We start from the raw sequence: 20,202 nt of genomic DNA, 5'->3' as shown, positions 1-20,202 counted from the left end.
GTAGTAAGGACTTTAGTCCTTGTTTTCTAAGCACTGAAGTGCTTACTACAAACACTAACAATTACACCTTAGAACGGTCAGTCAAAATCTCATAACCAGTCTCCGTTACCAAAACTGTATGCTCAAATTGAGCCGACAAAGAATTATCCATAGTGACAGCTGTCCAACGGTCAGATAATGTCCGCGTGTGTCTAGAACCTGCATTTAAAATTGGCTCAATTGCCAACGTCATCCCCGCACGGAGTTTAACATTCGGCATCTCACGGGTACGGTAGTTGAATACTGAAGGTTCTTCGTGCAGGTTACGACCGACACCGTGTCCAGTGAACTCTTCGACTATACTAAAGCCGTTAGCTTTCACATGGTCTTCAATTGCTCCAGCTAAGTCAAGCAGGTATACACCAGCTTTTACTTGTTCAATGCCTTTATATAACGCTTCTTCTGCGACGCGAATTAATTTAGCAGCTTCTTGCGTCACTTCACCGACAGCAATTGAAATGCAAGAATCACCATGAAAACCTTGGTAATAAGCGCCCGTATCTACTTTTAATACATCCCCCACACGGATCACTTTCTTGGGGCTAGGAATCCCATGTACTGCTTCATTATTAATGCTGGAGCAGATAGAACCGGGAAAACCGTGATATCCTTTAAAACTCGGTGTTGCACCCATTTCGCGGATACGTTTTTCTGCATAAGCATCCAAATCAGCCGTTGTCATTCCTGGCTTTACTAGCTCAGAAATTTCTTTTAGGACAGTTGCCACAATTGTCGCTGATTGCCGCATGATTTCAATTTCACGCGGCGATTTAATTTCAATCCCTCGGCGCTGTTTTTTCGCAGTTGTAGGCTGAGTTGTTTGAGAAAGTAAGTTACTGAAAATGTTCATAGGAAATTAATAATTACTGGTGGCTCTGCCGCTGAAGTATCAATGCTTTCTCTAGATTACTTGAGAAATAATATCTATAATTTAAGTTATTTTAATCCCTGATATGGATTCTTCCAGTTTAGCCGCTAACGTATATAGAATAACACATTCGCATACTCCTAATGTGTTGGACTTGAGTCAAAAACGCCCTACGTTATTTTTTACTGCACACTATGCGACTCATTGCAATTATCTTTAATTGAAACATTAAATCGCTACAAAATACTTAGTTGAATAATTTTTAATTCTTCATGGCAATCTCTCCACTCATACCTGATCCAGTATGTCCCGGTATTCAAAAATACAAGCTATAGGTAGTATATTTCCGAGTCAGAATGGGTATTTTACCTCACTACCTGGCTTGAGTTCCAGTTCGTGAATGGCTCCTTTGATTTCTACTTTGCCTGCTTGGACTTTTTGTGTCCAGATGCCATCGGCAAAATCTTTAGCAGTAAAATAGTGCTTCAGTTGGCTAGGATTCAGTTAACCACAACTGATAGCATTTACCAATATAATTAATCAATTTCCTCCCAAACTGCTTATGACTTTTTCTCCTCCCTTTATTCCTCAATCTGACCCTCCCCTTCCTCCTTGGGAAACCCTACCAACGATGTATGATTTACCAAGTGACAACCCAGAGGAACCAGGTTTGCCAGACGATTTTCACTTTCTACAGCCTTTACTTTTATACTTAACTTTTCAACCCACTATCTGGAATCCAGAATTAGTTTACAGCGCTGCTGATCTTAATCTCTACTATGATCTCCAGCATCCTTTATGGTACAAGCGCCCTGATTGGTTTGGTGTGGTAGGAGTATCAAAACTCTACAAAGGGGAGGACTTGCGTTTAAGTTATGTAACTTGGCAAGAACCAGCAAATCCCTTTGTGGTAGTGGAATTATTATCTCCAGGTACAGAAGCGGAAGATTTAGGCATGAAAAAAAACGCCGCCCATAAACCTCCCAGCAAATGGGAAGTTTATGAAAGAATTCTGCGGATTCCCTACTATATTGTTTTTAGTCGCTACACCGATGAACTGCAAGCTTTTCAGCTAATAGGCGGTCACTATGAACCGATGAATTTGACTGAGGGACGTTTACCAATGCCAGAGTTGGGTTTAAGTTTGGGATTATGGCAGGGGTCATTTCGAGACATTTCCAAGTTGTGGTTAAGGTGGTTTACTTTAGCAGGAGAATTAATTCCACTGCCTACAGAAGAAGCGGTTACGGCTAAACAAGAAGCGGCTGCGGCTAAACAAGAAGCAGTTACGGCTAGACAAGAAACGGCTGCGGCTAAACAAGAAGCAGCTGCGGCTAAACAAGAAGCGGCTCAAGCAAGACAAAAGGCAGAACAATTAACAGAACGTTTGCGTCAGTTAGGGGTGAATCCTGATGAGCTAGATTGATTGTTGTCATTTGTCATTTATCCCCAATTAGCGAAGACTGTTATCAGCTAAAACAGATGGGCCAGCAGTGACTACCACGATTTTATCTGGGTGGAGTAACTCACGAGCGGCTTGATTAACTTGGTCAAGGGTGACTTTCTGGATTTTATCTGTGAAGGAGTGCAATTCTACTTTCTCTAGTCCGTACACCTCATTCATCAGAATTCTATCTGTTAATTCTTCTGGGTTTGCCAGGGAAACGTTGTAGTTGCTGATGAGAGTGCGTTTGGCTGTTTCTACTTCCAGGGCGGTGACGCCTTGTTGATGGATTTGCTGTAGAATTTGGCGCGTGCTAGCGATCGCTTTAGTGCTATCTTCTGGACTAGTCTGCATCTCAATCAAAAATGTCCCGGCATTCTTTCCGGCTTGGAAGTAGCTATAAATTCCATAGCTTAAACCTTGGCGATCGCGCACTTCTGCACCCAGTCTACTAGATAGGGTATCGCCTCCCAAAATCTGGTTCAATACTAAGGCTGAGTGAAACCGAGGATCATAACGGTTAATGCCTGTGTAACCCATATATGTAACAGCTTGGGTTTTATCTGGTAAAACTGGGTTGACACTGACTATTTTCTCCGGCATTGGCACCGTGGGATATTTTAATGTGGGTGCTTGGCCGCTAACTTTCCAGTCTCCAAACTTATTTTTAATTAGCGATCGCACTTTGTCTAGATCAAAATCTCCCACCAGTGCTAACACTGTCGTATCTGGACGATAATGTTTAGCTTTGAAATCAATCACATCCTGGCGCTGAATCTTCTGTAAACTCTCCTCTGTGGGAAAGGTGTGTAAGGGATGTTTTTTCGGATAAATTGACTGAACAAATATTCTTCTGGCTACTTCTGATGGCTCATCTAATTCCAGTTGCAGATCAGTTAAAGTTTGTTGGCGATGCAGTTCCAACTCTTTGACTGGAAAGGTACTATTTTTCACAACATCTGCCAATATCTCCAGGAGTATCGGCAAATCCTCTGCTAAACTATCGCCCTCAATATGCACACCTTCGCGGTAGGTTTGAAAGTCTAAACTCGCCCCTCGTTCTGCCAAGACTTTGGAAATATTTAAGACATCCTTGCTACTAGTACCATTTAGCAAATTCTCTGCTACAAAAGCAGCCAATCCAGCTTTATTATCTGGATCAAATTCCGTCCCCGCTTGAATATGGCCGCTTAGGGTAACGGTGGGAGTACTATGGTCGGGTAACAGTAATATCCGCAGTCCGTTGGTAAATTTAAATTCATCCGGTAAGACTTGGGGGATGGCATCTGTAGCCAAATCGACAGGCGGTAAGTACTTCACCACCTCAGAAGGAAGTACAGGTGCTAGAGGAGAGAAATTTTCTGTAGTTTGGGCTGAGTCTGGTTTGTCGCTAACTTCTGTTATCCGCTTCTGGGTTGGTTCAAAAAAGCCTACTGTACGTACTTCTTTTGTGAGGTATTTGTTAATCACAGCAACAACATCCGTCGGTTTTACTAGACGGACAGCGGCCAAATAGCGGTCTGTGTAGCGATAATCACCAACAGTTGTCTCATCATTGCCCAATCGCATTGCTTGAGAGGTGATATCACGGTTACTCAAAATTACATCTGCTATTAATTGGGTTTTGGCTTGTTCAACTTCCTCCGATGTCACGCCTTTTTCTGCTACATTGGCGATCGCACTACTCAACACTGAGTCAATTTTTTTCAAATCTTGTTTAGAACCAGCCGTCACCAACACCTCATACCAGCCAGCTTCTCGCAAACTAGTAACGGATGCTGTAATTTCACTAGCTAAACCTGATTCCACCAATGCCTGATAAAGTCTAGAATTCCGTCCCTCTGTCAAGATGTAATCCATCACATCCAGCGCCGGGACATCCGGTTGATTTTCATCCGGTAGCGGATACACAACTTGTAACAGCCGCCCTGCTCCCGGTTCTCGCAATACTATGGGAGTGCTGTTGGCGGTAGCGGGGCGTTTAGCCCGTGCTGTTTTTAGCCCGTGTTGAGTGCTGAATGATAGAGATGAGGGAGAAATAACTCCTGCCTCTGGCCTCTTCGGTAATTTGCCAAATACTTCTTTAATTGTTTCGAGAGTGTTTGCAGTTTGAAAATCTCCAACAATAACTAAGACAGCATTATCGGGACTGTAAAAATTGCAGTAATATTTTTCTACCTGCTCAACTTCAAATTTTTCGACATCAGCTTTGGTGCCACCGACAGGCAACCCATAAGCATGATTGGGAAACACCGCCTGCATGACGGCGCGGTTAAGGCGATATTCTGGACTATTTTCGTAACCCTGCAACTCCGAAATTACTACCCGCTTTTCACTCGCCAGTTGCTCTGGCTCAATCTGGGAATTTTGCATTCTGTCCGCTTCCAGCACCAAGAGCGCTCTCAGCTTGTTTCGTTCCACAGTACCGTAATATGCAGTTTGGTCATAGCTGGTGAAAGCATTGGAATCACTACCTAAAGCACTAAACAAACGTCCAAATTGAATCGGGCGATTTCGAGTGCCTTTAAACATCATGTGTTCCAACTGGTGGGCAATGCCATTCACGCCCGGTTCTTCGTTGCGTGAGCCAACCTTGTACCACACCTGTACCGTCACCACTGGCGCAGTATGCACTTCCTTTGTCAGGACAGTTAGACCATTCTCCAGCACTGTCTTGCGGACATTTTCTGTCAGTGTTGAGGGCATTATTCTTTTTGCTAGCAAGGTTAAGTGGTATTTTTCTTTCTTAGATATAACTGGATGTTGGCTATGAGCAGGTTGATCGCTCAACAAAAAAACTGCTACTAGCCATAAGCTTAAAAGTAATAACGGCAAGGGATATTTATAAAATTTGGAAAATCCATACATGTATCTAGCAGATATATCTGTAAATTAAGTTACATAGTTATTTTTGTGAGTGATTACAGTTTAATCTGGCAAAAAAATCTGTTACCTCGGCAACAATACAGAAAAACAATATATTAGCAACAAAGTTTATAAAAAGCTAAATTATGGGAGTTTTGCTAAAACCCGAATGAATTCCAGAGGTAAGCCATCGGTATCGGCGATGAAAGCCACTTCGTAAATGCGATCGCCTATTTGCTGTTGTGTCGGTTCTAAAAGTACTTTCAACGGTTGTAATTCTCCGGTTGGACTCTCAGCCGCTAGTGATACACGTTCTTGCAAACTTGTCAACCAGCTAGGTAAATCTGGTGTAATCTCAGTTAAATCGAACGAGAGATGATAATACCCTACATAATGTTCGTCAGCAAACGCATCTGGGGCTGGTTTTGGTTCGGGAATTTGGATCAGTTCAATTCTGCCGCCCAATCCTTCCATCCAGCAAGCTAGGGTGTAGCCTGTGGTAAAGCGTTCTGAGATTGTAAACCCTAAATGTTCGTAGAAAGCGATCGCTCGATGAATATTCGCAGTCCGAATAGAAGCGTGGTGCATATTAATCCTTAGTCCTTAGTCCTTAGTCATTTGTCCTTTGTTATTCACTAATGACAAATGACTAATGACAAATGACCATTACTCAAACAACCTGAAATAAGGGTAGCGTACAGGGACACCAGGCTCTTTTTCCAAGTCAAAATTAATCACTTCCCAACAGGCATCTTCTGAGGTATCGGGACTAAACTCCACAGGTAAGCCATACAAACGCGCAGCAGTAGCTTCTGGTTGTCCAGAACGCCAAGGCGTACTGCGTTCTAAATAGCCACTCATCAATTCTTGATAGCGCCGAGCAATAATCACTCGTGTTGCTCGATAGCCTTGGGTATAGAGCTTGTCTAATGCTTCGTGAATTTCAAACCGAATACCATCAGGATGAGTATGCTGTCTATACCATTCATTATTCCACCTCCGCCAATGACGCCCCGATTGCAAATGGATTAACTCTCCATTTTTAGGATTAGCTTCAAAGGCGCCATGACGAGGACACAAATAGGTATCTGTTAGTGTCAGCGCCGGAATAGTCTGGCGACAATGGGGACACTGTATTTCCGGCCCAAACATCGGGTACTGCAAACCTGGATTCATCATGAAGTGCGTACAAACATAATTTTGTCTTCACCAGCACTAGTGGGTTGGATTATACACTTCGGCTCAACCACTTTGGGTTACTTGCTCACTGCTGCATAGACATGGTGTTGCGGCAAGAACATTGTTCACTAGTGTTTTCCTCAGCGTAGAGGCTTGAAGCTGTGATATCCTGGTTGTGCAACCAGCCTCCAAGGTTGGAGTTTCTCCAGTGTTCCTGGGTACCATATTCATATTCTATCGTGTCTACCGCTTCTTACTGGACATCTCCTGATTTTTCTCAAGCTGCCTTCATCGCAGCCAATGCTGTTGTTATGGGTTCGGTAAATATAGCAACAGGAGTGAGCATTTGGTATGGAGCAGTGGTTAGGGGAGATGTAGAACGGATTGAAATTGGCGAATGCACAAATATTCAGGATGGTGCAATTTTACATGGTGATGCTGGTTTTCCGACAATATTAGAAGATCATGTTACCGTAGGGCATCGCGCTGTGGTACATTCCGCTTACATTGAGCATGGAAGTCTGATTGGCATTGGGGCTGTGATTTTAGACGGGGTACGAGTAGGCGCTGGTAGCATTATCGGTGCTGGCGCAGTCGTAACTAAAAATATACCGCCTTTGTCCCTAGTTGTCGGTATTCCTGGCAAAGTGTTACGCCAAGTAACAGACGTTGAAGCCGCAGAACTTATTGAACACGCTAAACGTTACCAAAAGTTAGCTTTAGTTCATGCTGGTAAGGGTACTGATGTTGGTTTTAGTAAGGCTTAGGGAGATAGGAGAGATCAGGGGAAATAACCAATGCCCCATAATTTAAACATTCTTTACATATCTAGTTGGAAAAATTGCCCACTTCAGCTAAAAATGAAAATGAGAGCAGTTGACAAAACTTTAATTTCTACTTAAAAGAGGGGTTCTAGATATGGATATCGATTTCCGTATAGCGATCGTTTTAGCACCAGTTGCCATTGCCGCTAGCTGGGCAGTGTTTAATATTGGCGCTGCGGCTTTAAGACAAATTCAAGGCTTTTTGGATCGGGAAGCCTAATTTAGGCTTAATATCATCACTCTTCAATCGGCTGTTTCTGTTGACAGAGGCAGTCGGTTTTATTCAAATCGATTAATGAGGCATGGGGGATTGGGCATTGAGTTTAGTAGTCTCCATTGTCCCCCTTGTCCCCCTTGTCCCCCCCCACTCCCTTCCTTGAATATCGATTCTGTAATACAACCCCTGCAACGCTTTGGTGTCCATCTAGGACTCGATCGCATTGTCAATCTATTGGCAAATCTCGGCAATCCCCATCACCAAATTCCGGTAATTCACGTTGCTGGTACCAATGGCAAAGGTTCAGTCTGTGCCTATCTTTCCTCAGTACTAACTGAGGCTGGTTATCGTACAGGACGCTACACTTCCCCCCATTTAGTTGATTGGACGGAACGTATTTGTCTTAATGAACAGCCAATTTCCTCTGACGAATTGAGCCAATTATTAGAAAAAGTCCAAGGGTTGATTCGCCCTGATGACGAATCGGCAACTCAGTTTGAAGTAATTACCGCAGCTGCTTGGTTATATTTTGCCCAGCAGCAAGTTGATGTGGCTGTTATAGAAGTCGGACTAGGAGGGCGCTTAGATGCTACAAATGTCTGTTTGGAACCCTTGGTTACAATTATCACTTCCATCAGCCGGGAACACTGGCAGCAACTTGGCCCTACCATCGCTGATATTGCTAGAGAAAAAGCAGGTATTCTCAAACCTGGATGTGCCGTTGTAATTGGGCAATTGCCACCAGAGGCAGATAAAGTGGTGCGATCGCGTGCTTTAGAATTACAATGTCCGCTTTTTACGCCTCAACCCGCCCATGAAATCGCTACAGGATGGGCAGAATATCAAAATATTCAAAATTTAAAGTTAATTAAATACCCTTTGCCATTAGCGGGACAAATTCAATTAGCAAATTCAGCTTTGGCAATAGCAGCTTTAGAAATTCTCCAACAACAGGGTTGGCAGATTTCTGAAGAAGCCATAATTAACGGCATGGCAAAAACTAAATGGCCGGGGCGGATGCAATGGACTACTTGGAAAAACCATAAATTATTACTTGATGGCGCTCATAATACGGCCGCCGCCCAAGTTCTCCGCCAGTATGTCGATAGCTTAGATGCAGTTAACCACAAGCCCGTCAATTGGGTGGTGGGAATGTTTGCCGATAAGGATCATACTGATATTTTTACCGCATTACTGCGACCAGGCGATCGCCTTTATTTAGTGCCAATACCAGTAGAACCCTGGCCGGGTAGAACTTCTGCTGATCTAGACTACTTATCAAACCTAGCTTACAACCTCTGTGCCGAATTAAGCGATCGCCAAATACATCCAGATTTATTCACAGCACTGGAGGCTGCAACCTCAACCCCCACCACAGACGATTTAATCGTTTTGTGTGGTTCCCTTTATTTAGTCGGCGATTTTTTAGCAACCACCAATATAATTCGTAAATCATAATTACGAATTACAAATTTATCTTTGATTCCACTCTTGCGCCGCATCTTCTACAGCTTTATCTACAGTCTTCTCACCTAACATTGCAGCTTGCAAGTTCTCGTAAACTGCCTTTTGTAGTTTGTTGAAATCCTTCAAAGTCGGGGTTAATATTTCTGCGTGTTGCAGTTCTTTGGCAGTCATAACTCGCGCTTTTTCTATTATTGAAGCATTAGCTGGAACATCTTTAAAGTAACTATCAGACAATGCTTTGATTGTAGAAGGTAGGACATTTGCAGCTTTTGCAAAGGCTAACTGATTTTCGTCATTGGTGACAAATAAAGCAAATTTCACAGCGCCATCTGGTTGTTTGCTATCGCGGGGAATAACTATGTTCATCACCGCGACATTTTTCTTGCCTGTGTCACCAGTGAGTTGAGGTGCTATTCCCGAAGCTTGAGCAATTTTTGGGGCATTATTAGCGATCGTTTTCAGAAACTCTGGCCCAGAAGCTAAAAACGCAGTCTCTCCAGATTGGTATAAATCGATCGCGTGGCGATGTCCTTGGGTTAAAGCCTCTTTAGGAAGCAACCCTTTTTTATACAAATCTACCCAATACTGAAACGCTGCCTTTCCTTGTGCTGAATTAAACGCTGCTTTACCATCAGCATCTATTAGGGTTACTCCCATTTGCACGAAAGATTCCAGTACTTCACCAGAATCTTGCGGTACTAAAGTCACAAAAAAGGCATATTTCCCTGTCTTATCTTTAATTTGTTGGGCTGCTTGTGCCAATTCTGCGTAGGTTACAGGGACTTTATTGATACCTGCCTGTTTTAATAAATCAGTGTTATAAATGGTTAACCGTGTGGTGAGATACCAGGGAATCCCAAAACTCTTGCCATTAAGCGTGCTTGCTTTCCAGATATTCGGCAGATAGGAGGAACGTACATCGTTTGGAACTTTTGCATCTAAATCTAACCAGGCATTTCGTCCGGCAAGTTGGGAAGCGAAACCCGGATTGAGGTTAACTACATCAGGTGGCGTTTTTGCGGAGACAGCTGTTAATATTTTGTTCTCCATTGCCGCCCAAGGTACATCGACCCAGTTAATCTTTATACCTGGATTTTGTGATTCAAAATTTGCAATTAGGCTTTTGAAGTAGTCGGTAAATTGAGGTTGGAGTTGCATTGTCCAAAACTCAACAGTTGCCGCTCCTGAAGTAGCTTGTTTTGTACTTGTATTAACATTACCTGTGCTGCAACTTACAATCCAACTGGTTAATAAGCCAAGCAGCACTAAAGCAACAAGTTGTTTAAATTTTCGCAATTGAATCATTTTCCCAGTATTTTTACGCTTGATCAGTGTGAAAAGCTTAGACAGAATTGTTGAGATTATAGGCTAAATAAATTACCCGTAGAGATGTAATATATAACGTCTCTACCACAACAAATTTAAATTTTCAATTTAGCAGTCCAGCGGGCACAACTGTGGTAAAAAGCTTCAATAGTCTGTTTGGCAAATCGAAAAAAGGGGTAGGCATTGAACTTGCTCCCGAACGGGTAAATGTAGTTCAGCTACGCAAGCAGGGTCAAGGCTTGAAACTAGAAACCTTTACATCGGTACCAGTTCCAGAAGGCATAGTTACCGATGGTCAAATCAACGACCCTCCAGCAATGGCGCAATTAATCCAGCAGGCGCTAGCTGAGAGCAAAATCAAAACTTCTCACGTTGCTACTGGTGTACCAGGACGAGATTCCATCGTTCGGATCATACCAGTGCCAGCAGAGTTAGATGATAAAGAACTGCGAGAAATGGTGCTGAACCATGAAGCAGGTTTGTATTTACCCTATGCTCGTGAAGAGGCTGATGTAGATTATCAGAAACTTGGGTACTTTGTAGATGAAGATGGCATTGAAAAAGTACATGTACTGCTAGTTGCCACCCGCAAGGAAATAACGGATACCTATATAAGTACATTCGAGCAGGCAGGATTACAAATAGATGTTTTAGAAATTAATAGTTTTGCTCTGATTCGGACTATTCGCGAACAACTGCGACAATTTGGGCCGCAAGAAGCCGCAGTACTAGTTGATATAGAGTTCGACAGTACAGAAATCGCCATCATCGTGAACGGAGTACCGCAATTTTCGCGCACAGTCCCAATCGGGACTTATCAAATGCAAACTGCCTTAGCAAGGGCAATGAGCTTACCTACATCACGAGATATGGAACTGTTATATGGAATGGTTATTCCCGCAACTTCCCTAGACGGCGGGAAAACTGGCGTTACCGAACTCAATCCTGGTATGGCAGCCATATTGAGAGTTTTGGGAGAACTAACGGATGAACTGCGCCGTTCCATCGATTTTTACCTGAATCAAAGTGAAAATTTGGAGGTAGCGCAGATTTTATTAGCTGGCCCAGGAGGTGGACTCCAACAGCTAGATGAATTCTTTACCCAACGATTGAGCTTGCCAACTAGCCAAATAGATCCAATCGGGTCTTTGTCTTTGGAAGTGGACACTGATAAATATCCACAGGTACAACGCTCTGGCTTGGCGATTGTACTTGGTCTAGGAATGCGAGAGGTGTAACAAAATGTACAGCCTAGATGTTAACTTTCTTAAAGACCGTCCAGCATACCAGAAAAAGCCAGAGAGAAAAGGAGGAATAGCCCTAAAATTTCCTACGGGGAATTTCACACCAGTGTATGTGGGAGTTGCACTAGGTGTAGGACTTCCAGCTTTATTGGGAGTTGCTTGGTGGTTGTTGCAAGGGAAGATTGTCGAATTAGAGGGGACGATAGCACAACTAGACCAAGAAAGCAAGAGGTTAGATACAGAAATCGGAAATCTTAACAAAATCAAAACCGAGACGAACGCTATTAAAGGGGAGACTCAAGCTTTAGTAACTGTATTTGACCAGATTCGTCCTTGGTCGGCAATGCTGCAAGATTTGCGCGATCGCATCCCGAAGGCAGTGCAAATTAAGAGCATTAAGCAAATCGCACCCATTGCGGTAGCAGCAGGTCAGCCACCAAACAATCCCGCCGGGGGATTAGAAATTACCGGATTGGCTCGTTCCTTTAACGATGTCAATGATTTCTTATTGAGTTTACAACAATCTCAGTTCTTGAAATCCACAGAAACCAGAATTATCACCGCAGGATTAGTAAATGCCCCTTTATCTGCAAGTGTGGGTCAACCTCTTAATGGTGTAACAATTAAGCCGCCACAAGTAGTTGAATACACTATTCAATCCAGCATGAACGATGTTCCAGCGTCGGAATTAATCCGGGAGTTGGAAAAAAAAGGCACAGTGGGGTTAGTGACTCGAATTCGTAGTATGCAACAAATAGGAGTCATTCCAAAATGACGCTGAGTGATGATTTAAATTTTGGCGAACAAGGTGGGGAATTCGATCAGGAAACGCCAGCCTCCCCTGTGATATTTGGTATTGCCTTCACACCAAAAATTATTGGGATATTGGTAGGGGTAATTGGTTTAGCGGGAGCAGGTTATATATTGTTAAACCTGCTGATGCCAGCTTGGGAAAGCTATCAGCAACAGCAAGCCAAAAATTCCGAACTGCAAGCGCAAATTGAGCAAAAAAAAGCCAATATCAAACAGATTGACAAAGTTAAAGACGAACTAGCACAGGCAAAGCAGCAAAAAGTTCAGGTTTTAGGTTTATTTGCTAACGAAAAAACCTTAGATACATTGCTGTTGGATCTGAACCGTTTAATTGAGTCTGGTAATACTTCAACTTCTTTTAGTGCAGTGAGAGCCAAACTGAATAAATTTGTGCCAGTTTCTCAAAAACCAGAAGCAGTTACCGATGGAAGTCTAGGACTACAGGTTAACGGCAAGCTACAACGCAGTAGTATCAATGCCGAAATTACGGCAACTTATGAACAAACACAATCGATAATCCGTAACATTGAGCGGTTACAGCCTTTGTTAATAGTTAAAGATTATCAAGCAAGTTTGGCTCCAGCAGAGTCAAGATCCCCATTAGATAAAACGCCCATGCGGGTAGGCCCAGAAGCGATTAATACATCATTCCAGTTACAGGTATTGATGCCAGTTAGTGCAGAGGAAATAGCAGCTAAAGCTGCACCAGATGCCCCGAAAAAGTAATTAAGCCCTGGTGAAGTCATTCGCGGCTATACAAACGTTCGCCCTTGGCGTTCCCATTCGCGTAGGTCTTTGCCAGCAGAAGGGTAGGCCCCCTCTGGGGACTAAGGATAAATTCAGGGTTTGAAACCCACAAAGGTGGGTTTTGCTTGTGTAGAAGCGGTTTTTAACCGCCTACTCAAAATTATTTGTAAACAAGGTTTTATAAGGTGAGGAATGAACTGTGAAACAGCTTCACGGTAATAGTTTTATTTTAGGTGCTACCGCTTTTGTATTTTTGGCAGCTCAACCAGTTTGGGCACAAATTAGTCAAGTTACTGATGTGCAGTTAAATCCAGTTAATGGTGGAATTAGCGTTGCTTTGAAAACTTCTTCAGGGTCGCGCCCGCAAGTTTTCACTACAAAAAGAGGCAAGGCTTTAGTCGCGGATGTTATCAATACTCAATTACGATTACCACAAGGTAATAGTTTTCGTCAAGATAGCCCAGCACCAGGAATTGCGTCTGTCGAGGTTAGTCAGCTTGATGCTAATAGCATTCGGGTGACGGTAACTGGTAGCAACAATGTACCTAGCAGTCAACCCGTGGTGCGATCGCCAAATGGAATTACACTCAGCTTTAGCCCATCGGCAGGCACTACAGCATCAGTACCAACGCCAACAGCGCCAACATCCACAGCACCGCCTGTTACTATTCCAGTCCAACCTGGTCAAAAGCCAGATGTTCTCGTTCCCAACCCGGAAGTCACCATTGACGGACAACCTGCACAAGCTGCTGGGCCAGGTCAACCTCTGAGTCAGGCTCCACCTTTCTTACCTCGAGCCGTCGCCCCACCAGTGGGAGATATTGCTATTTCCGCTACAGATGCTTCTCCTAGCAGCGTTGACTTAGCAACTCAGGAACGTGTACCTCGTCTAGTACTGCGAGATGCTCCAGTACGTGAGGTTTTGTCATTGCTGGCTCGTGCGGCTAATCTCAACCTGGCTTATATCGGAGGCGATCAAGCTGCTGGTGCTAATGGACAAGCAACCTCTCAAACAATCTCCCTAGATATAGAAAACGAGCCAGTGCAAGATGTGTTTAACTACGTCTTGCGCCTGAGTGGTTTAGAGGCTAACCGCAGTAATCGCACAGTTTTCGTCGGGCCGAAACTACCTAATTCCACCCGTGATTTGGTTATGCGTAACCTGCGACTCAATCAGGTATCAGTGGGAGTTGCGATCAACTTTTTGGTTGGCTTGGGAGCAGAAAGTGCCATCAGCCGCGAACGACAAGTTACTAGTGTTAGTGCTGTGGCTGTTGGGAATGTAGCTGCTCCCATCACCCAAACTCAGACGACAACAGAAAGCAGAATTGAAACTCAACGCGTTAGTTATACAGACTCTAGCCCATTACTTAGAGGTTTACAGGCATTAGGAGACGAGCGCACTAATTCTTTGACCTTGATTGGTACTCCCAGGCTAGTTGAGATGGCGATGGCTCAAATAACTCAGCTTGATATCCGCCGTCGTCAAGTGGTAGTTAACGTCAAGATTATTGATGTCAACCTCTCGAACATTCAGGACTATAACACTAGCTTTTCTTTTGGGGTTGGTAACAACTACTTTAGCAATGATGGTGGTGTCGCATCTCTGAATTTTGGCGGTTCCAGACCAGCTACTAGTAATGAAGCGAGAACTAGCTTGACTAGTACACCGATCGTCAATGATGTCCTTAGCACTGTTGCAGCGCCGATAACATTTACTAAAAGTCTTCTCGCTAGCTTGAAGGCTCAGGTTACAAATGGCAATGCCAAGATTTTGACCGACCCAACATTAATTGTGCAAGAAGGCCAGACGGCTCTGGTCAACCTGACTCAAGAAGTAGTGGGAAATATAACCCTCCTAACAACGGATACTTCTGGTGGTTCTAGGACAGAAAGAACAATTGAAAAACAAAAAGTTGGCCTAACCTTGAATGTGAAAATTGAGCGAATTGACGATAATGGTTTCGTTTCTCTATCGGTTGCTCCTACCGTCAGCGCTCCTTCAGCCTCACAAGATACAGGAAATGGAAGTATTATTTTAGTGTCTGAGCGTTCTCTTACTTCTGGCTTAATTCGCTTACGAGATGGTCAGACACTAATCCTGAGTGGCATCATTCAAGACCAAGACCGGACAATTATTTCCAAGATTCCTATTTTGGGTGATCTTCCCCTTATTGGTGCGCTGTTTAGGAGTACAAACAGAAATAATCAGCGCAATGAGGTGATTGTGTTGCTCACACCTCAGATTATGGATGACACAGAAAACTCCTCTTACGGCTATAACTACAACCCCAGCCCAGAAGTGCGGCAAATACTTGAGCGTCGGGGGTTGAAGGTTCCTGGGAGGTAATAAAGATAATGAGTAGGTGAGTCACCTCTGCCAAAGGCTCAGATCCCCGACTTCTTTAAGAAGTCGGGGATCTTCTTGTTGACAGAATTCTCCTCGCAGAGCAGATAAGCGGCTGAGGCGTTGCAGCGAAATGCTGTAAGTTAGTTTTTATCCTCTTTTATTGTGATGTAGAACAAAAGGGATATAGGTTTGTAGCCCAGTCAGCTAACAAAAACGGGAAATACTCTTATGACAGCACTTACATTAAACCTCAATTCTGTAATTAAACTGACAAGAGAGCAGTTTTATCAATTGTGTGAAGAAAACCCCGATTTAAAATTAGAACGCAATGCCCAAGGAGAGTTGATTATAATCCCACCTACGGGAGGAGAAACAGGAAGAAGTAATTCTACTATTAATGCTCAAATATGGTTCTGGAACGACCAAAATCAATTGGGCGAAGTTTTTGATTCATCAACTGGATTTACTTTACCTTCAGGGGCTGACCGTTCTCCAGATGTTTCTTGGGTGGAAAAATCTCGTTGGGATGCTCTGACTAAAGAACAAAAAGAAAAATTTATTCCCCTCTGTCCTGATTTTGTGAGCGAGATACTTTCGCCTAATGACAGCTTGAAAAAAACTCAGAAGAAGATGCAAGAGTATATCGAAAATGGTTGTCGTCTAGGTTGGTTGATCAACCGAAAAAAACAGGAAGTAGAAATTTATCGTCCAGGACAAGATGTGGAAGTTTTAAAATTTCCTCAAACTATTTCCGGGCAAAGTATTTTAGCTGGTTTTGTACTCAATATACAACGAATTTGGTAAAAGGTTCGGTGTGTGGATTTTAGTTATCACATAAAACAGCAAGTAGGGTTGTGGCTATGTTGGTAGACCTCCAGCTTGAAAAATCTGTTCGGCTGTTAAATTCAATTTCGGGAAAGTAGGTGAGACGATGCGTAGTTTACCGCCGCAGGCATCGCTACCACAAATGTTAAGAAAGATGTGACTAATGGATAGCTTTGTAGGGGAGAGGCTTTAATTTTTCCCCCTTCCCTACTCAAGAAGATTGCTAGGGGGTTAGATTTCAGGTTGAATTTTCTTTTATGACATGAAAATTGAGCAAAATCCCCGACTTTTTAGAGAGATCGGGAACCTGAGCCTTCGATTTCTATAAAAATTGGTTAATCTCAGCAATAACTCTTCAACATCGGTAATTAATCCCAACAAATGCTGACCATCTCCCACCTCCCCATCCCCACTCCCCTGTTTTCTTGGCGATGCCTGCGGTAGGCTGCGCCTAGGCGGTATTTACTAGGTATTTTTTCCTCCTTTTGGGGTGGTTTTTAGTGAAACAAGTACCCTAAAATTACAAAAAATCCTGAAATCTATATAAATTAATGGTTTCATCTATCCACATCAGGCTACAACACCTTAGAATGATTCATTGAAAAGTCGAGCCGATGGGATGTACAGCCGTTTTGAGTCAAAGTACTCCTAAAGGATGATTTTTGTATTTCCGCGAACAAAGATTTCAGTATCAATGTATTAATATGCATCCGTACTGAAATCTCAAGTAAACCTTCAGGAGTTTGACATGAACAAAGGTGAATTAGTTGATGCCGTAGCTGAAAAGGCTAGTGTTACCAAGAAACAAGCTGATGCAGTCTTAACTGCCGCCCTGGAAACGATTATTGAAGCAGTTTCCTCTGGTGATAAGGTAACGTTGGTAGGATTTGGTTCATTTGAATCACGGGAACGTAAAGCCCGCGAAGGTCGCAACCCGAAAACAAATGAAAAGATGGAAATCCCAGCGACAAGGGTTCCTGCTTTCTCGGCAGGAAAACTGTTTAGAGAAAAGGTAGCACCCCCAAAAGCATAGGTTCTGTCTTCGGGAACCCTTTTTTAATGCGGCAACCTGCACACGGGGGAAATTTAGCCTGGGCAGCAGCACTGGCTGACTGTCCCCCTGATGCTATTCTGGATTTTTCTGCTAGCATCAGCCCGTTGGGGCCTCCAAATAGCGCGATCGCTGCTATTAAGTCCCAAATTGGTAATCTTAAGCACTATCCAGACCCAAATTATAGTGAACTGAGACTAGCTCTCAGTCACTTCCATCAAGTGCCGTCTGAGTGGATTCTGCCGGGTAACGGCTCCGCAGAATTACTCACTTTAATCGGTAGGGAATTAGCTCAATTAGCCGCGACAATTTTAATCACTCCAGCCTTTGGCGACTACTACCGAACCTTGAGGGCGTACAACGCTAAAGTGCTGGAGTGTCCTTTGTCATTAGTCACTGGTCATAGGTCATTGGTTATTGACAAAGGACATAGACGCCCCAGCGGCTTCCCGCAGGGTAGGACAAAGGACAAAGGACTATTGCTAAATAACCCCCACAACCCAACCGGAAAGCTATTTTCGCGGGACTCTATTTTGCCCTACCTGGAGCAATTTGCTTTGGTTGTGGTGGATGAAGCATTTATGGATTTTGTGCCGCCCAATGAGGAACAAAGCCTAATTCCGGTGGTGCAGGAATATGCGAATTTAGTAGTATTGCGATCGCTGACCAAATTTTACAGTCTCCCAGGACTGCGATTAGGATATGCGATCGCACACCCTGACTGCCTAGCTAAATGGCAGTTGTGGCGCGACCCCTGGCCCGTAAACACGCTAGCGGCGGCGGCGGCAATTGCGGCACTCCAGGATACAAAGTTTCAGCAGCAAACCTGGGCATGGCTACCACCGACACGAAACCAACTGTTTCAGGGTTTAGCTGAAATCCCAGGATTGCAACCCCAAGCAAGTGCTGCTAACTTTTTACTGGTTGAGTCCCAAGAATCTACTTCGCAGTTACAACACCAATTACTCAAGTATCACCAGATTTTCATCCGCGATTGCCTTAGCTTTAAAGAACTAGGCGATCGCTTTTTCCGGGTTGCTGTACGTGAAGAGTCCGATAACCAACGCTTACTAACAGCGTTAAACTCAGTGCTGAGTGCTGAGTGGAGAGTAAGGAAGCAAGAATTTTAGATTTTGGATTTTGGATTTTGGATTTTGGATTTTAGATTGAAATTTAATCCCAAATCCTCAATCCAAAATCCAAAATTGAATTGCCTAATGACAAATGACAAATGACAAATGACAATTGACTACGATGTTGTAATTATTGGCGGCAGTCTTGCTGGATACTACGCTGCCCTTGCTGCAACCCAACTACGTGCTACAGTTGCCTTGGTGGAACCCAAAGTAGACTACGGGTTTACTGATCACCATGCTCTTACCGAAATTGGTAAACTGGCCCAGAAGTTAAATGATGCCGCTGGTTTTGGTATTCATGCTACACACACTGATAGCTCAGAAAAATGCCACATATCGATGGCATGGCAAGAAGCGATGCTGTATGCTCAATGCGTCGCCTCAAATCTCAAAGAACAGCATTCTCCAGCCATCCTAGCCGCGCGGGGAGTCGATGTCATCGTTGGCAGTGGTCAATTTCAATCTTCCCCCCAACTGGCTTTTGCCGTTAACAATCGCCTACTACATGCCCGTACTTATTTGCTGGCCAGTGGTTCGCGTCCAGAAATTCCTGAGATTGAAGGATTGCCAGCCACTGGCTATCTAACCCTTTCTAATATTTGGCAATCCTTGCAGGGAGCGACATTACCCAAAAATTTGGTAATTATCGGCGGAATTCCCCAAAGCATTGAAATTGCTCAAACTTTAGCGCGGTTTGGTTGCAGTGTGACGTTGGTAGTCAAGCATCCTTATGTTCTCCCGCATCTTGACCCTGAGATAGCCATATTGCTTCAGGCGCAGTTGGAAGTTGAAGGTGTGCGTGTCCTCACCGAAAAACCGGTAACTCAGGTGAGGATAATTGAGGGTAAAAAGTGGGTTCAAGCAGGAGATAGGGCCATTGAAACTGATGAAATTTTAGTGGCGACTGGACAACAACCGAATCTTGAATCTCTAAATTTGGCTACAGTAGGTGTGAAATGGCATCGGCGTAGCTTAGTGGTAAATGATAAACTGCAAACCACTAACCACCGTATTTACGCTTGTGGTGATGTAATTGGTGGTTACGACTTTGCCAATATCGCTAATTATGAAGCAAAAATTGCCCTGAACAATGCACTATTTTTCCCCAGGTTACGAGTAGATTATCGCTCCATTCCTTGGACGATGTTTTCTGTGCCGATGGTGGCGCAAGTGGGTTTGACAGAAGCCCAGGCAAAACGCCAATTTGGTCGAGATGAAGTTTTAGTTTTGCGACAGTATTTTAAAACAGTGGCAGCAGCCCAACTTCGCAACGAAACCACTGGTATGTGTAAATTAATTGTGCTACGCAACGGTGAAATTTTGGGAGCTTCGATATTGGGGGCAGAAGCTGGAGAATTAATTAATTTGATTGCCTTGGCAATATCACAAAAAATTAAAGTCAAACATTTAGCAAATTTATCTCCCGTCTCTCCTAGTTTCTCAGAAATTTTGGAACAAACTGCAAGAGAGTGGAGTACGCAGAGGTTAAATCGCAATATTGCTTTGCAAGAGTTTTTAGAAGGCTTCTTCCATTTCCGCCGCAATTGGAATTTGTGAGTGGGGAGTGGCGCTGTCAAGGTGAGTCTTGTATTCATTACTAGTTCTGCACTCGGAAGTTGAGCCTTTGAACTCGGAAGTTGAGCCTTTGAACTCGGAAGTTGAGCCTTTGAACTCGGAAGTTGAGCCTCTGAACTCGGAAGTTGACCCTTTGAACTCGGAAGTTGAGCCTTTGAACTCGGAAGTTGAGCCTTTGAACTCGGAAGTTGAGCCTTTGAACTCGGAAGTTGAGCCTCTGAACTCGGAAGTT

The 20,202-nt window shown here is 43.7% G+C and carries 17 protein-coding genes and 2 pseudogenes; 13 read left to right on the top strand and 6 right to left on the bottom strand.

Features of this window, described 5'->3' with window-relative positions; all coding sequences use genetic code 11:
* Positions 1-61 precede the first annotated feature (61 nt).
* Complete coding sequence (map, locus tag V7K62_RS00095) at positions 62-889, bottom strand: type I methionyl aminopeptidase (protein ID WP_334860509.1); 828 nt, start codon at positions 887-889, stop codon at positions 62-64.
* 334 nt (positions 890-1,223) lie between these two features.
* Positions 1,224-1,408 (bottom strand): annotated as a pseudogene (locus V7K62_RS00090) (copper-binding protein); the annotation flags it as partial.
* 61 nt (positions 1,409-1,469) lie between these two features.
* Here V7K62_RS00090 and V7K62_RS00085 point away from each other — a divergent pair.
* Positions 1,470-2,333: a Uma2 family endonuclease gene (locus V7K62_RS00085; RefSeq protein ID WP_334860507.1), complete on the top strand. Its 864-nt coding sequence runs from the start codon at positions 1,470-1,472 to the stop codon at positions 2,331-2,333.
* Between the two features lie 27 nt (positions 2,334-2,360).
* On the opposite strand, the gene V7K62_RS00080 is transcribed toward V7K62_RS00085, so the two are convergent.
* The 3 genes from V7K62_RS00080 to V7K62_RS00070 form a co-directional block, all read right to left on the bottom strand.
* On the bottom strand, positions 2,361-5,219 hold the full coding sequence (locus V7K62_RS00080) for a M16 family metallopeptidase (RefSeq protein WP_334860505.1): 2,859 nt from the start codon (positions 5,217-5,219) through the stop codon (positions 2,361-2,363).
* Positions 5,220-5,360: 141 nt separating this feature from the next.
* Positions 5,361-5,804 (bottom strand): VOC family protein, encoded by a 444-nt coding sequence (locus V7K62_RS00075; RefSeq protein ID WP_334860503.1) that lies wholly within the window; start codon positions 5,802-5,804, stop codon positions 5,361-5,363.
* Positions 5,805-5,882: 78 nt separating this feature from the next.
* Positions 5,883-6,392, bottom strand: coding sequence for a TIGR02652 family protein (locus V7K62_RS00070; RefSeq protein WP_442937196.1), 510 nt, complete (start codon positions 6,390-6,392; stop codon positions 5,883-5,885).
* Positions 6,393-6,634: 242 nt separating this feature from the next.
* On the opposite strand from V7K62_RS00070, the gene V7K62_RS00065 reads away from it, so the two are divergent.
* The 3 genes from V7K62_RS00065 to V7K62_RS00055 all read left to right on the top strand — a co-directional run bounded on the left by V7K62_RS00065 (position 6,635) and on the right by V7K62_RS00055 (position 8,894).
* Positions 6,635-7,162 (top strand): gamma carbonic anhydrase family protein, encoded by a 528-nt coding sequence (locus tag V7K62_RS00065; RefSeq protein ID WP_334860499.1) that lies wholly within the window; start codon positions 6,635-6,637, stop codon positions 7,160-7,162.
* Positions 7,163-7,313: 151 nt separating this feature from the next.
* On the top strand, positions 7,314-7,439 hold the full coding sequence (locus V7K62_RS00060) for a photosystem II protein Y (RefSeq protein WP_292747505.1): 126 nt from the start codon (positions 7,314-7,316) through the stop codon (positions 7,437-7,439).
* A gap of 156 nt (positions 7,440-7,595) precedes the next feature.
* Positions 7,596-8,894: a bifunctional folylpolyglutamate synthase/dihydrofolate synthase gene (locus V7K62_RS00055; RefSeq protein WP_334860497.1), complete on the top strand. Its 1,299-nt coding sequence runs from the start codon at positions 7,596-7,598 to the stop codon at positions 8,892-8,894.
* 15 nt (positions 8,895-8,909) lie between these two features.
* Here V7K62_RS00055 and V7K62_RS00050 read toward each other — a convergent pair whose 3' ends face one another.
* On the bottom strand, positions 8,910-10,208 hold the full coding sequence (locus tag V7K62_RS00050; protein ID WP_334860495.1) for an ABC transporter substrate-binding protein: 1,299 nt from the start codon (positions 10,206-10,208) through the stop codon (positions 8,910-8,912).
* A gap of 152 nt (positions 10,209-10,360) precedes the next feature.
* On the opposite strand from V7K62_RS00050, the gene pilM reads away from it, so the two are divergent.
* The 9 genes and pseudogenes from pilM to V7K62_RS00005 all read left to right on the top strand — a co-directional run.
* Positions 10,361-11,467: a type IV pilus biogenesis protein PilM gene (pilM, locus tag V7K62_RS00045; protein WP_334860493.1), complete on the top strand. Its 1,107-nt coding sequence runs from the start codon at positions 10,361-10,363 to the stop codon at positions 11,465-11,467.
* Positions 11,468-11,471: 4 nt separating this feature from the next.
* Positions 11,472-12,248: a PilN domain-containing protein gene (locus V7K62_RS00040; protein ID WP_334860492.1), complete on the top strand. Its 777-nt coding sequence runs from the start codon at positions 11,472-11,474 to the stop codon at positions 12,246-12,248.
* Positions 12,245-13,012: a pilus assembly protein PilO gene (locus tag V7K62_RS00035; RefSeq protein WP_334860490.1), complete on the top strand. Its 768-nt coding sequence runs from the start codon at positions 12,245-12,247 to the stop codon at positions 13,010-13,012. The genes V7K62_RS00040 and V7K62_RS00035 overlap by 4 nt, the downstream gene beginning before the upstream one ends.
* A gap of 220 nt (positions 13,013-13,232) precedes the next feature.
* The gene (locus V7K62_RS00030; RefSeq protein ID WP_334860488.1) at positions 13,233-15,383 is read left to right on the top strand and encodes an AMIN domain-containing protein; all 2,151 of its coding nucleotides are present in this window, start codon (positions 13,233-13,235) and stop codon (positions 15,381-15,383) included.
* Positions 15,384-15,611: 228 nt separating this feature from the next.
* Entirely contained in the window at positions 15,612-16,187 is a 576-nt protein-coding gene (locus V7K62_RS00025; RefSeq protein WP_334860486.1) for a Uma2 family endonuclease, read from the top strand.
* Between the two features lie 769 nt (positions 16,188-16,956).
* The gene (locus V7K62_RS00020; RefSeq protein ID WP_010998076.1) at positions 16,957-17,241 is read left to right on the top strand and encodes an HU family DNA-binding protein; all 285 of its coding nucleotides are present in this window, start codon (positions 16,957-16,959) and stop codon (positions 17,239-17,241) included.
* A gap of 26 nt (positions 17,242-17,267) precedes the next feature.
* A complete protein-coding gene (cobD, locus tag V7K62_RS00015; protein ID WP_334860484.1) occupies positions 17,268-18,389 on the top strand; it encodes a threonine-phosphate decarboxylase CobD in 1,122 nt (373 codons plus the stop codon).
* Positions 18,390-18,497: 108 nt separating this feature from the next.
* Complete coding sequence (locus V7K62_RS00010) at positions 18,498-19,952, top strand: dihydrolipoyl dehydrogenase family protein (protein ID WP_334860481.1); 1,455 nt, start codon at positions 18,498-18,500, stop codon at positions 19,950-19,952.
* 28 nt (positions 19,953-19,980) lie between these two features.
* A pseudogene (locus tag V7K62_RS00005) lies at positions 19,981-20,202 on the top strand (hypothetical protein); the annotation flags it as partial.

The organism is Nostoc sp., assembly GCF_036917935.1.
In the GTDB taxonomy this organism is placed as follows: Bacteria; Cyanobacteriota; Cyanobacteriia; order Cyanobacteriales; family Nostocaceae; genus Nostoc.
Note: the sequence above shows the minus strand (reverse complement) of the source record. Positions and strands in the feature narration are given on the sequence as shown.